Annotated in this window: 12 protein-coding genes and 3 pseudogenes; 1 reads left to right on the plus strand and 14 read right to left on the minus strand. The window is 75.2% G+C overall.

Annotated features, from left to right (window positions below):
• Window positions 1-91 precede the first annotated feature (91 nt).
• From gcvP to JKP76_RS15050, 13 genes and pseudogenes are all read right to left on the minus strand, one after another.
• A pseudogene (gene gcvP / locus JKP76_RS14995) lies at window positions 92-2,122 on the minus strand (aminomethyl-transferring glycine dehydrogenase); the annotation flags it as partial.
• 155 nt (window positions 2,123-2,277) lie between these two features.
• Window positions 2,278-2,772, minus strand: coding sequence for a MerR family transcriptional regulator (locus JKP76_RS15000; RefSeq protein ID WP_309233067.1), 495 nt, complete (start codon window positions 2,770-2,772; stop codon window positions 2,278-2,280).
• A 309-nt stretch (window positions 2,773-3,081) separates the two neighbouring features.
• Window positions 3,082-3,568 (minus strand): annotated as a pseudogene (locus tag JKP76_RS15005) (bifunctional nuclease family protein).
• Between the two features lie 122 nt (window positions 3,569-3,690).
• Window positions 3,691-4,350, minus strand: coding sequence for a MerR family transcriptional regulator (locus tag JKP76_RS15010; RefSeq protein ID WP_309229697.1), 660 nt, complete (start codon window positions 4,348-4,350; stop codon window positions 3,691-3,693).
• Window positions 4,351-4,418: 68 nt separating this feature from the next.
• On the minus strand, window positions 4,419-4,937 hold the full coding sequence (locus tag JKP76_RS15015; RefSeq protein ID WP_200491736.1) for an FHA domain-containing protein: 519 nt from the start codon (window positions 4,935-4,937) through the stop codon (window positions 4,419-4,421).
• Between the two features lie 162 nt (window positions 4,938-5,099).
• On the minus strand, window positions 5,100-5,504 hold the full coding sequence (gcvH, locus tag JKP76_RS15020; protein ID WP_200491737.1) for a glycine cleavage system protein GcvH: 405 nt from the start codon (window positions 5,502-5,504) through the stop codon (window positions 5,100-5,102).
• An 89-nt stretch (window positions 5,505-5,593) separates the two neighbouring features.
• A complete protein-coding gene (locus JKP76_RS15025) occupies window positions 5,594-6,457 on the minus strand; it encodes a DUF881 domain-containing protein (RefSeq protein ID WP_242471962.1) in 864 nt (287 codons plus the stop codon).
• Window positions 6,454-6,786: a small basic family protein gene (locus JKP76_RS15030; protein ID WP_200491738.1), complete on the minus strand. Its 333-nt coding sequence runs from the start codon at window positions 6,784-6,786 to the stop codon at window positions 6,454-6,456. The genes JKP76_RS15025 and JKP76_RS15030 overlap by 4 nt, the downstream gene beginning before the upstream one ends.
• A gap of 4 nt (window positions 6,787-6,790) precedes the next feature.
• Window positions 6,791-7,771 (minus strand): DUF881 domain-containing protein, encoded by a 981-nt coding sequence (locus tag JKP76_RS15035; RefSeq protein ID WP_200491739.1) that lies wholly within the window; start codon window positions 7,769-7,771, stop codon window positions 6,791-6,793.
• The gene (locus JKP76_RS21300; protein WP_242472382.1) at window positions 7,768-8,037 is read right to left on the minus strand and encodes a hypothetical protein; all 270 of its coding nucleotides are present in this window, start codon (window positions 8,035-8,037) and stop codon (window positions 7,768-7,770) included. Before JKP76_RS21300 ends, JKP76_RS15035 begins: the two co-directional genes overlap by 4 nt.
• Window positions 8,038-8,098: 61 nt before the next feature.
• Window positions 8,099-8,428, minus strand: a pseudogene (locus JKP76_RS23570) (CDP-alcohol phosphatidyltransferase family protein); the annotation flags it as partial.
• Between the two features lie 112 nt (window positions 8,429-8,540).
• A complete protein-coding gene (locus tag JKP76_RS15045) occupies window positions 8,541-10,622 on the minus strand; it encodes an elongation factor G-like protein EF-G2 (protein WP_200491740.1) in 2,082 nt (693 codons plus the stop codon).
• 9 nt (window positions 10,623-10,631) lie between these two features.
• A complete protein-coding gene (locus JKP76_RS15050; RefSeq protein WP_200491741.1) occupies window positions 10,632-10,832 on the minus strand; it encodes a DUF1918 domain-containing protein in 201 nt (66 codons plus the stop codon).
• A gap of 167 nt (window positions 10,833-10,999) precedes the next feature.
• Here JKP76_RS15050 and JKP76_RS15055 point away from each other — a divergent pair, with 167 nt between their 5' ends.
• Window positions 11,000-11,200 (plus strand): hypothetical protein, encoded by a 201-nt coding sequence (locus tag JKP76_RS15055; RefSeq protein WP_200491742.1) that lies wholly within the window; start codon window positions 11,000-11,002, stop codon window positions 11,198-11,200.
• Between the two features lie 117 nt (window positions 11,201-11,317).
• Here JKP76_RS15055 and JKP76_RS15060 read toward each other — a convergent pair whose 3' ends face one another.
• Window positions 11,318-12,463: a nitronate monooxygenase family protein gene (locus JKP76_RS15060; RefSeq protein WP_200491743.1), complete on the minus strand. Its 1,146-nt coding sequence runs from the start codon at window positions 12,461-12,463 to the stop codon at window positions 11,318-11,320.
• Window positions 12,464-12,466: the final 3 nt, after the last annotated feature.

The following is a 12,466-nucleotide window of genomic DNA, read 5'->3' on the forward strand; positions in this document are numbered from 1 at the left end:
GTTGAGGTGGCTGACGTCGGAGCCGAACCGGCCGGGGCCGGGCCAGGCCGACCAGCGCGTTGAGGTTCGCGCCGTCGACGTACACCTGGCCGCCGGCGTCGTGCACCGCGGCGCAGATCTCGCGCACCTCGGTCTCGTACACGCCGTGCGTCGAGGGGTAGGTCAGCATGATCGCGGCCAGCCGCTCGGCGTGCTGGTCCACCTTGGCGCGCAGGTCGCCGAGGTCGACGTTGCCCGCCTCGTCGCAGGCGACGACGACCACCCGCATGCCGGCCATGACCGCGCTCGCGGCGTTCGTGCCGTGCGCGGAGCTCGGGATCAGGCAGACGTCGCGGCCCTCGTCGCCGCGCGAGCGGTGGTAGCCGCGGATGGCCAGCAGGCCGGCGAACTCGCCCTGCGAGCCGGCGTTGGGTTGCACGCTCACGGCGGCGTAGCCGGTCACCTCGGCCAGCCAGCCGCACAGCTCGTCGATCAGCCGGGTGTAGCCGCGGGCCTGCTCGACCGGCGCGAAGGGGTGCAGCCCCGCGAACTCCGGCCAGGTGATGGCGGCCATCTCGGTCGCCGCGTTGAGCTTCATCGTGCACGAGCCCAGCGGGATCATCGTGCGGTCCAGCGCGAGGTCCTTGTCGCTCAGCGAGCGCAGGTAGCGCAGCATCGACGTCTCCGAGCGGTGCGCGGAGAAGACCGGGTGCGTCAGGTAGGCCGAGCGCCGGCGCAGCTCGCCGGGCAGCGCGTCGGCGCCGTCCTCGTCGAGGGCCGCGTCGTCGAAGGCGACGCCGAAGGACGCGGCCACCTCGCGCAGGACGGCCGGCGTCGTCGTCTCGTCGCAGGCGACGGCGACCGTGTCGGCGTCGACCAGCCGCAGGTTGATCCGTCGCTGCGCGGCGGCCGCGACGACGTCGGCGGCCCGGCCCGGGACGGCGGCGGTCACGGTGTCGAAGAAGTGCTCGTGCACCGGCAGCACCCCGCCGGCCCGGAGCGCGCCGGCCAGGGCGACGGCGCTGCGGTGCACGCGCGCCGCGATCGCGGCCAGGCCCTCGGGCCCGTGGTAGACGGCGTAGGCGCCGGCCATCACGGCGAGCAGCACCTGGGCGGTGCAGATGTTGCTGGTCGCCTTCTCGCGGCGGATGTGCTGCTCGCGGGTCTGCAGCGCGAGCCGGTAGGCGACGTCCCCGTCGGCGTCGACCGAGACGCCGACCAGCCGGCCGGGCAGCTGGCGGGCCAGCCCCTCGCGGACCGACAGGTAGCCGGCGTGCGGGCCGCCGTAGCCCATGGGGACGCCGAAGCGCTGGGTGGTGCCGCAGGCGACGTCGGCGCCCCACTCCCCCGGGGCCTCGAGCAGCGTGAGGGCGAGCAGGTCGGCGGCCACGACGACCGAGGCGCCGGCCTCGTGCGCGGCGGCGGCGAGGGCGCGGTGGTCGCGGACCGCGCCGCTCGCGCCCGGGTAGGACAGCAGGACGCCGAACGCGCCGGCCTCGGGCAGGTCGGTCGGCCAGCCCTCCGACAGGTCGGCGACGTGCAGCGCGATGCCGAGCGGCTCGGCGCGGGTCTCGAGGACGGCGAGGGTCTGCGGCAGCGTGTCGGCGTCCACGACGAAGACCGCGTCCGGCTTCGCCCGGCCCGCCCGGCGGACCAGCGTCATCGCCTCGGCGGCGGCGGTGGCCTCGTCGAGCATCGAGGCGCCGGCGACGTCGAGGCCGGTGAGGTCGGCGACCATCGTCTGGAAGTTGATCAGCGCCTCGAGCCGGCCCTGGCTGATCTCGGGCTGGTAGGGCGTGTACGCCGTGTACCAGGCCGGGTTCTCCAGGACCGTCCGCTGGATGACCGAGGGCGTGACCGTGCCGTAGTAGCCCAGCCCGATCATCGAGGTCAGGACGTCGTTCTCCGCGGCCCGCTCGCGCAGCTCGGCGAGGACGGCGGCCTCGTCGGCGGCCGGCGGCAGGGCCAGCGGCGAGCGGTCGCGCACGCCCTCGGGGACGCAGGCGTCGGCCAGCGACTCGAGCGTGGGGTGCCCCACGACCCGCAGCATCTCGGCGGTGTCATCGCCCCGCGGCCCGATGTGCCGGGCGGCGAAGGATCCCGCCGGGTCCAGCGCCGTCAGCGACGGGAGCGATCCGGACATCGGCGGGGTGTCAGCACGGTCGGCCACTGGCAGAACGCTACAACACTGTCGGCCTCCGGCCGACCCCGCGACCACGTGCCGTACCCGACACCGAGGAGCCGCTGCGTCTCGCCTGCGCGGACCCCTCCGGGGCCCACTCGGCACGACAGAACCAACTACATGGCGCGGCGGCGGCGGCGCATGGAGAGCTCGTCGTCGGCGGCGGCGAGGGGCGCGCCGTCGAGCCGTTCGGCGGGGAGCTCGGCGAGCTCGCCGGACAGCTCCCGGAGGGCACCGGAGACGGCGATGCCGAAGACGCCCTGGCCGCCGGCGAGCAGGTCGACGACCTCTTCGGCGGAGGTGCACTCGTAGACGGTGGCGCCGTCGGAGAACAGCGTGATGTTGGCGAGGTCCTTGATGCCGCGGTTGCGCAGGTGGTCGACGGCCTTGCGGATGTTCTGCAGGGAGACGCCGGTGTCGAGCAGCCGCTTGACGACCTTGAGCACGAGGATGTCGCGGAAGGAGTACAGCCGCTGGGTGCCGGAGCCGGTGGCGCTGCGGACCGACGGGGCCACGAGGCCGGTGCGCGCCCAGTAGTCGAGCTGGCGGTAGGTGATGCCCGCGGCGGCGCAGGCGGTGGGCCCGCGGTAGCCCACGAGGTCGGTGTCCACCTCGTCGTACGCAGGGGCCCCGACCGCGGCGTCGCTGAAGAGCTGACCCTGGGAGCCCTTGTCCTGGTCGCTCACGTCGGCGTCCTCCTCTGTCCCGGTCCGCTGGTGCGGGCCGGGTCGACGGCTGGTCATCCGGGGTCGGACGTGCCGTGGCTCGCGCCACAGATCCCAGGTGTCACACCGTTGTTGTTCGCCGAACCGTAAGCCGGGCCAGGGGGTCGGTCAACTGACGAGGGCGGCGTGTCGTCACGCTCACCACTTCGGGTCAACTCCGGCGCGGGCCTGCCGATGCTCCCTGGTTGGCCTCCGTCAGGCGCCGCCGGAGCCCGAACCGGCCCCGAAGTCCTCCGGGGAGATCTGGTCGAGGAACTCGCGGAACTTCTCCACCTCGTCCTCCTGCTCGTCCGGGATCTCGATGCCCACCTCGTCGAGCAGGTCGTCCGAGCCGTAGATCGGCGACCCGGTGCGGACGGCGAGCGCCACCGCGTCCGACGGGCGGGCGCTGACCACCCGCTCGTCCCCGAGGACCAGCTCGGCGATGTAGATCCCGTCGCGCATCTCGGTGATGTTGACCGCCTCGAGCTCGGCGCCGAGGGCGGTGATCACCTCGCGCAGCAGGTCGTGGGTCATCGGCCGGGCGGGGCGGACGCCCTGCTGCTCGAACGCGATGGCCGCGGCCTCGACCGCGCCGATCCAGATCGGCAGGTACCGCTCCCCCTGCGTCTCCTTGAGCAGCAGGATCGGCTGGTTGCCGGGCAGCTCCACCCCGGACGCCCACGACTCGAAGCTCCTGCACGGTACGGCTCCCTCGGCTGCGTGCCCGGCGTTCCGGACCGACGGCGTCGTCCGGGTGCGGGCGGTGTGGTGACTGGTGGCGACGGCGGACGGGGACTGCGACGGGCCTACGGTACGCCCGACTCAGGGCCGCAGGAGATCCCGCAGCCGTGCTTCGAGCAGGGCGGTGTGCAGCTGCGCGGAGAGCCCCGCGAGGTCGCGCAGCTTCTCGGTGGCGCGGGTCCGGGCCTCCTCGGAGCGGGCCCGCAGCACCGGCGCGACCAGCTGCTCGACGAGGCCGGCCTCCCGCTCGACGCCGCTGCGGTAGACCCGCAGGTGCCGGGGCTCGATACCGTGCCGGGCCAGCCCCGCCGCCGCCCGGGCGATGGCCAGGTCGGCCACCGGGTGCCGGCCGTCGGCGTCGGTGGCCAGCAGCCCGAACTGCACGCAGTCGGCCAGCTGCCCAGGCTCCAGCCCGGCGGCCCGCGCGAACTGGTCGGCGGTGAGCGGGGCGGCCTCGCCGTCCTCCCCGGTGGGGGCCCGCGGCGGGACGGTCGCGGGCCCGGAGGTGCCCGGGATCGGCTCGCCGCGGTCCAGCGCCTCGAGGTGGTCCTTGATCACCCGCAACGGGAGGTAGTGGTCCCGCTGCGCGGTCAGCACGTACCGCAGCCGGCTGACGTCGGCCCGGGAGAACTTCCGGTACCCCGAGGGCGTCCGCTGCGGGTGGACCAGGTCCTCCGACTCGAGGTACCGGATCTTGCTGATCGTCACGTCGGGGAAGTCGTCGCGCAGCACGGCGAGCACCTCGCCGATGGTCAGACGTGGTGCGTGCTGGTCGCCGGCGTCCCCCGAGGAGCGAGCCGGACCCCCCACTAGCGAGCGGCCGGCTCGCCGGTCCGGGGACCGGTCAGGTAGACGAGGCGGAACTTGCCGATCTGCACCTCGTCGCCCCCCGACAGGGAGGCGACGTCGACCGGCTCGCGGTTGACGTAGGTGCCGTTGAGGCTGCCGACGTCGTGCACCGAGTAGCCGCTGCCCTCGCGGTGGAACTCCACGTGGCGACGGCTGACGGTGACGTCGTCGAGGAAGATGTCGCTGTCGGGGTGCCGACCGGCGGTGGTGACGTCCTGGTCGAGCAGGAAGCGGCTGCCCGCGTTGGGGCCGCGCTTGACGACGAGCAGGGCCGACCCGGCCGGCAGGGACTCGACGGCGCCGGCGTGGGCGTCGGCCGGCGACTCCGCGGTCTCGGGCTGCTCGGCGGAGTCCTCGCCGCCCACCTTGGGGATCACGCTGGTGGACTCGCCGATGCGCTCCGGCGAGAGCGCCGAGCCGCACTGGGCGCAGAAGCGACTGCCCTCGGGGTTCTCGTGTCCACATCGAGTGCAGTGCACGTTGCGTCTCCTCCGGTGGGGGGTCATGGAACCAGCGGTCGACCCGGAGGTCGACCTGACGTGCAGGTGGGGCGCGGGAGCCGGCGGCTGGTCGCCGGTGGACTGGCGTCCCCGTCGCGATCATAGTGATCCGGGCGTGGCCCGGCGCGTCAGGCGGGGCCGTCAGGACCCGTCGACGAGCGCCTGGTAGGCGTCGGCGTCCAGCAGCGCGCCGATCGGGTCGCCGCCCTCGCCGGGGACGCTGATCTCGACCAGCCAGCCGGCGCCGTACGGGTCGGCGTTGACCGTCTCCGGGGTGTCGGTCAGGACCTCGTTCACCGCGGCCACGACGCCGGCGACGGGGGCGTAGACGTCGGACACCGACTTGGTGGACTCCACCTCCCCGATCGGCGTCCCCGGGGTCACCTCGTCGCCCACGGAGGGCAGCTGCACGAAGACGATGTCCCCCAGGGCGTCCTGGGCGTGGTCGGTGATGCCGACCCGGACGACGGTCGACGTGCCGTCGGTGCCCTGCACCAGCGCCCACTCGTGCTGGTCGGTGTAGCGGCGGTCATCAGGCGTGCTCATGCGGGCAGTCTCCATGGTCGGGTGGTCGCACGTCGTGTGCAGGGGCCCGCCCCGGGCGGAGCGAGGAGCGGTGGGCACGGGGCCCGTGGTCAGTCGTCGTCCGGCGCAGCGTATTGAGCCTCCGGGAGCGGCCGCAACGCGTCCACGAGCAGGTCGGGCACCTGCTCGACGGTCACCGAGCCGCCGCGCCCGCCGACGCTCTGCACCACGCCGCCGGGGATGTTCAGGGCCGTCTCCAGGTCCTGCGGCGACCCGAGCACCAGCACCTCGTAGGGCGCGGTGACCGGGCGGCCGTCGATCAGCAAGGCGCCCGGGGCACCGGTGACCGCCGTCGTCAGCCCGACGCGGACGCCGTCGAACTGCATGGTCTCCGCTCCCGCGCCGCGCAGCTCCTGGATCACGTCGATCAGGTCGGTCACCCGCAGCACGTCGTCGGGGTCGCGCAGCGTGAGGCGCAGGCCCGGGCCCTCGGCGGGGGCGGTGCCGTTGAGCACCGCGAGCGCGGCCGCCCGGGTGCCCGCCTCCTCCAGCGCCGACGCGGTCTCGCTGTCGGAGCTGGTCAGCTGGCGCAGCGCGCTGCGCTGGTCGGCGATCTGCTCGCGCAGCCGGACGCCTCGGGAGCTGACCTCGTCGACGATGCGCACGAGGTCCTCCTCGCGCGCGCCGGCCAGCGCCTGCTCGTCGTCGGCGTTGCGCACCTGCACGGTGAAGGCGAAGCCGAGCAGCAGTGTGAGGACGCCGATCAGCAGCGCGGCAGGCAGGTCGCGGCGGCGGGTGGGTGGGGTCCCCTCCCCCGCGGGCGCAGGGTCCTCGGTTGCCGGGTCCTCGGTTGCCGGGTCCTCGGTTGCCGGGTCCTTGGTTGCCGGGTCCTTGGTTGCCGGGTCCTCGCGTGCCGGGTCCCCGGTTGCCGGGTCCTCGCGTGCCGGGTCGGCCGGCGCCGGGTCGGTGGTCATGCCCGGAAGACGTGCCGCCGGATGGCCGCGGCGTTGCCGAAGATGCGGATGCCGAGGACGACGACGACGGCGGTGGAGAGCTGCGCGCCGACGCCGAGCTGGTCGCCGAGGAAGACGATGAGCGCGGCGACGACCACGTTGGACACGAACGAGATGACGAAGACCTTGGCGTCGAAGATGCCGTCGAGCCGGGCCCGGAGGCCACCGAACACGGCGTCCAGCGCCGCCACGACCGCGATCGGCAGGTAGGGCTGCAGCCCCAGCGGCACGGTCGGGTCGAGCAGCAGGCCGAGCAGGACACCGGCCACGAGGCCGAGGATCGGGATCACGGGGTCAGTCTCCGGTCGCGGGGTCAGTCGGCGGGGCGGTCGGCGGGGCGGTCGGCGGGGTGGTCGACGGGGCGGTCGACGGTGCGGTGCGGTCGCCGGTCACGGGCCGGGCGGCGCGCAGCTCGGGCGTGCCGGCGGCGGGCAGGCTCAGGTCGTCCTTGCGCGCGAAGTCGAAGCGCAGCCCGAAGGACTCCTCGATGAGCGCGAGCGCGCCCACCTCGGGGCTGGCGAGGAAGCCGCTGGACAGCGTGTCGGGGTCGCCGATCGCGCGCACCTCGTAGGGGTTGGTCACCGGCCGGAAGTCGACGAGCACGGCCTCCCCGGCGAACCGGATGGCGCTGGTGGGGCCCAGCCGCTGGCCGTTGATGCTGATCGCCTCGGCGCCGGCCGCCCACAGCGCGTTGACGACCTGCTGGAGGTCGCCGTCGCGCACCCGGCCGCGGACGTCGGCCTCCGCGCCGCCGCCGACCGGGTCGTCGTCGGCTCCGGAACCGGCGTTGGCGAGGGTGACCAGCAGCCCGGGCCCGCGCACCGGCACGGCGGCCGCGCCGACCTCGGCCCGGCGGAGCTCGTCGAGCGCCCGCTGACCGGTGCTGGAGGAGGCCAGCAGCTCGTCGCGCGCGCGGCCGACCTCGGCCCGCAGCTCCTCGAGCTCGGCGGCCAGCGCGTCGCTGGCGTCGGACTCGGTCCGGATGTCCTCGACCAGCGCGGCGCGGATCTCCTGCCGGCCCTGGAGCCGCTCCGCAGCCTGGGCGTAGGTCACCGCGGCGAGCACCCCGGCCACGACCATCGTGAGGGCCACCAGCGTCCGGCCGCGCCAGCGGCGGGGAGCCGCCTCCCCGTCGCCCGCCGGGGCCCCGGCCGCGCGCGCCGCCCGCGCCTCGGCGGCCTGCGCGTAGGCGGGGTCGAGCGTCTCGGCGAGGACGTCGTCGAGCAGGGAGGCACCCAGCGACCGCGGACCCCCGCCGGGGGGAGCTGCGGTCACGGCACCGCGCCGGCCGCGGGGGCGGACCGCTCGGCCCGCACGATCCCGACGACCTGGGCGACGTACAGCACGCCGGCCAGCAGGTAGAGCGCCGTCCCCCAGATGGTGAGCGCCCACGCGAACGGCTCGGCCAGCGTGGCCAGCCACCCCTCGCCGTCGGCCAGCAGCAGGACGGGGAAGGCGTAGAGCAGCAGGAAGGTCGCCGCCTTGCCCAGGTAGTGCACCTGCAGCGGCGGGTAGCCGTACCGCCGCAGCACCAGCAGCATCAACGCCGAGGACCAGCTCGCGGCCCAGCAGCAGCGCCACCACCCAGACCGGGACGACGTCGCGCAGCGCGAGCGCCACGAGCGTGCAGACGATGTAGAGCCGGTCGGCCGCCGGGTCCAGCAGCGCGCCGAGCTTGCTGCTCTGGTCCAGCCAGCGCGCGAGCTTGCCGTCGGCCCAGTCGGTGATGCCCGAGACCATGAGCACGATGACGGCCCAGCCGTCGGCCTCGGGCCCGAGCAGCAGCCACAGGAACAGCGGCACCCCGAGCAGCCGCAGCACCGACAGCGCGTTGGGCAGCGTCCAGATGCGGTCGGGCAGCTCGTCCCGGCCCACGAAGCCGGCACCGTGCGCCGCCGTCGTCTCGGCCGACGGCCCGTTCGACGACGTCACGATCCCTCCAGCCCGCTGTGCACCCTGCGCAGAGGCTAGTGGACGCCTCCGACGTCCTCCCCACGCGCCGACCGACGGCGGGTCCCCGGTTCGCGGCTCCCCGGCGGGGCCCTCAGACGGGCACCGAGAGCGAGGCCGGCGCCGGCTCGTGGCCCAGCGGACGCCGGTCGAAGGAGCCGGTGCCGTGGCTGATCGACCGCAGCGCGCCCGGGTAGCCGAGCAGCTCGACCTCGGGCACCTCGGCACGCACGGTCGCCCGGTCGGACCCGGGGTCGGTGTCGCTGCCGGTGACCCGCGCCCGGCGTGAGGACAGGTCGCTCATGACCGCGCCCACGTACTCCGCCGGCACCCGGACAGCGACCTCGCACCACGGCTCGAGCACGCGGGTGCCGGCTGCGGCGGCCAGCTCGCGCAGGGCCAGGGCGCCGGCGGACTGGAAGGCCGCGTCCGAGGAGTCCACCGAGTGCGCCTTGCCGTCGACCAGCGTGACGTGCACGTCGACGACGGCGCGGTCGCCGCCCAGCCCGCGCTCGGCCTGCGCCCGGATGCCCTTCTCCACGCTGCCGTGGAACTGGCTGGGCACCGTGCCGCCGACGATCCGCTGCTCGAACACGATGCCGCTGCCCGGCGGCCCCGGCTCCCCCTCGACGACGACCACCGCGTACTGGCCGTGCCCGCCGGACTGCTTGACGTGCCGCGCCGTCACCCGGCCGGGGCCGGCCAGCGTCTCCACCAGCGGCACCCGCACCGGGACGGTGGCGACCGAGACGCCGTGCCGGGTGCGCAGCCGCTCCAGCAGCACCTCGGCGTGCGCCTCTCCCACGCACCACAGCAGCAGCTGCCCGGTCTCGGGGCGCCGCTCCAGCCGGACCGTCGGGTCCTCGGCGACGAGCCGGGTCAGCGCCGTGGCCAGCCGGTCCTCGTCGGACCGGGACGCGGCCTCGAGCGCGACCGGCTGCTGCGGCGTGGGCAGCGCCCAGGGCGGCACGAGCCGCGGGTCCTCCGGGGAGGACAGCGTGTCGCCGGTCTCGGCGCTGCTGAGCCGGGCGATGGCGCAGATGTCCCCCGCCGGGCAGGCGGCCACCGGCCGGAGCAGCGCGCCCAGGGGCGAGCTGAGCGCGCCGATCCGCTCGTCCACGTCGTGGTCGGGGTGCCCGCGGTCGGCCATGCCGTGGCCGGACACGTGGACGGCGACGTCCGGGCGGAGGGTGCCGGAGAAGACGCGCACCAGCGAGACCCGGCCGACGTAGGGGTCCGTCGTCGTCTTCACCACCTCGGCGACCAGCGGGCCGTCGGGGTCGCAGGTCAGCGCCGGCGCGGACGAGCCGTCCGGGCGGGTGACCGGTAGGCAGCCGTGCTCGGCGGGGCCGGGGAAGCCGGCGACGAGCAGCTCGAGCAGGGCGTCGACGCCGATGCCCGAGGGCGGCGCGGCGCAGAGCACCGGGTGGAAGTGCGCCCGGGCGACGGCGGTCTCCAGGTCGGCGATCAGGTCGTCCTGCACCAGCTGGTCCCCGGCGAGGTAGCGCTCCATGAGCGCCTCGTCCTCGCTCTCGCCGATGATCCCCTCGATCAGCTCCGACCGGAGCCGGTCGGCCTCGCCCTCCGCCGCCCGGCCGGCCGAGGCCTGGGGGTCCAGCAGCGAGACCAGGCCGCGCACCGCGCTGTCCGGGCCGCGCTCGACCAGGTGCACGGGGAAGACGCCCTCCCCGAGCAGCACCTGGCACATCCGGATGGCGTCGTCGACGTCGGCCTGCGGGCGGTCGATCTGGGTGAGCACGACCGCGCGCGGCATCCCGACCGCGGCGCACTCCTCCCAGAGGGCCGCCGTGGTCGCGTCCACCCCGTTGACCGCGGAGACGACGAAGAGCGCGGCGTCGGCGGCCCGGAGCCCGGCGCGCAGCTCGCCCACGAAGTCCGGCGCCCCGGGGGTGTCGAGCAGGGTGATGCGGTGGCCGGCGTGCTCGACGGTCGCGACGCCGAGCGAGACCGACCGCCGCTGCCGGATCTCGACCTCCTCGGTGTCCAGGCAGGTGGTGCCGTCCTCGACCCGGCCGGCGCGGGGCAGCGCGCCGGTCGCGACGAGCAGCGCCTCGGCCAGGGTGGTCTTGCCCGCGCCCGTGTGGCCGACCAGGGCGACGTTGCGCACCAGCTCGGCCGCCCGTGGCGCGGGTGCCGCTGCGGTCTCCTTCGCCATCTGCCGGGCTCAGCTCTGCGCCGGGTCGGCGCGCAGCACGGTCGCCGTGCCGGCCGGGTAGAAGACGCCCTCGTGACCGTCCGGCGCCCAGCGGACCCGGTACGGCGGCCCGCCGCCCGGCTCGGCGCACCCGACGACCTCGCCGGTGCGGTCGGGTTCTCCCTGGTGGGTCGAGTGGACGACGATGCGGTCCCCGACGTGCGCTTCCACGGTGGCCTCCGGGCGGTGGGCTGTGGTCTGGATCACAGCCTGCCCCGACCGGCGGACGGGATCAAGGGACGCGGCGACGGTCAGGGCACCGTGCGCGCGTCCACCTCCGCAGTGTGCGCCCCGAGCCCGGACGGCGTGCCGGGAACCCCGCCGCGCATGCTGGGCGCATGAGCACCGACCACGCCGCCGGCCGGAACCAGAGCACCGGGCTGGCGCACGCCGTCCTCGCGGAGACCACGGACCTGCCCGCGCCCTGGGCCGCGATCTGCGGCGCGTCGGTCGACGTCGTGCAGGGCAGGTGGAACGGCCCGCGCGGGCTGGGCTCGTCGTCCCCCTGCCCGGAGTGCCGGCGCCTCACCGCCGCCTGACCGGCCGCAGGGGCCGGAACCCCTCCCCTCGACCGCCGGTCCTTGCGCGGACCGGTACTCGGTCCGGTGTTGGGGATAACGGTCGTACACCGGGCGAGCCGAACCGGGGTGGGTGGGTCAGCTCTCGACGAAGCGGTTCAGCCGCTCGATCGCCTCGACGAACTCCTCGACCATCTCGAGCACGACCCGGCGGGCAGGCCGGACCGAGCTCATCGCGGCGCTGCCCACGATCTGCCCGACGAAGTAGGTCGCCAGGTCGTTGGCCGGGGTGCCGGGCGTGCCCGCGACGCGGTTGATCCGCGCCTGCGCCTCGCCGACGAGCATCGGCTGCAGCGGCATGGGCAGCGTGCCCGGGCCCTCGCCGGACTCCCACTCCTCGGTCCACGGGCTGCGCAGCATCCGTGCCGGCTTGCCGGTCATCGACCGCGACCGGACCGTGTCGTCGAGCCCGGCGCGCAGGAACTTCTCCTTGACCGCGGGGTTGGTCTCGGCCTCCTCGGTGGTCAGCCACACCGAGCCGCACCAGACGCCGTCGGCGCCCAGCGCCACCCCGGCGGCCAGCTGCCGGCCGCGGCCGATCCCACCGGCGGCGAGGACGGGCAGCGGGCCGACGGCGTCGACGACCTCGGGCACCAGCACCATCGTGGCGATCTGCCCGGTGTGCCCGCCGGCCTCGGTGCCCTGGGCGACGATCAGGTCGGCGCCTGCGTCCTTGTGCTTGATCGCGTGGTGCACCGAGCCGGCCAGGGCGGCGACCGGGATGCCGGCGCCGTGCGCGCGCTCGATGAAGTGCGGCGGCGGCGGGCCGAGCGCGGAGGCGACCAGCTTGGTCTTGTGCGCGAAGAGGACGTCGAGCAGCGGCGCCATGCTCTTGGGGTCCACGCGCATGCCGCCGACGCCGGAGCTGCGGCCGCCGCTGGGGGCGTCGGCGGGCAGCGGCGGGATGCCGTAGCGGTCGAGCAGCCCGTCGAGCCACTGCCGGTGCCCGGCGGGCAGCAGCTGGTCCAGCGCCGAGCGGTCCAGCCCGCCGGCCTCGGAGCCGGCGAACTTCTCGGGCACGAGCAGGTCGACGCCGTAGGGCTTGCCCTTGACCTCCTCCTCGATCCAGGCGAGGTCGATGTCGAGCTGCTCCGGGGTGTGCGCCACGGCGCCGAGGACGCCGAGCCCTCCGGCGTTGGTGACGGCGGCGACGACGTCGCGGCAGTGGCTGAAGGCGAAGATCGGGACGTCGATGCCGACGAGGTCGGTGGCGGCTGTGCGCACGGG

It is taken from the genome of Blastococcus sp. TML/C7B (assembly GCF_016612845.1).
GTDB lineage: Bacteria > Actinomycetota > Actinomycetes > Mycobacteriales > Geodermatophilaceae > Blastococcus.

Coding starts and splice junctions, on each gene's coding strand:
- gcvH (WP_200491737.1), bottom strand. CDS start 5,504: ATGAGCACGCCTGATGACCGCCGCTACACCGACCAGCACGAGTGGGCG.
- JKP76_RS15025 (WP_242471962.1), bottom strand. CDS start 6,457: ATGACCACCGACCCGGCGCCGGCCGACCCGGCACGCGAGGACCCGGCA.
- JKP76_RS21300 (WP_242472382.1), bottom strand. CDS start 8,037: ATGCTGCTGGTGCTGCGGCGGTACGGCTACCCGCCGCTGCAGGTGCAC.
- JKP76_RS15045 (WP_200491740.1), bottom strand. CDS start 10,622: ATGGCGAAGGAGACCGCAGCGGCACCCGCGCCACGGGCGGCCGAGCTG.
- JKP76_RS15055 (WP_200491742.1), top strand. CDS start 11,000: ATGAGCACCGACCACGCCGCCGGCCGGAACCAGAGCACCGGGCTGGCG.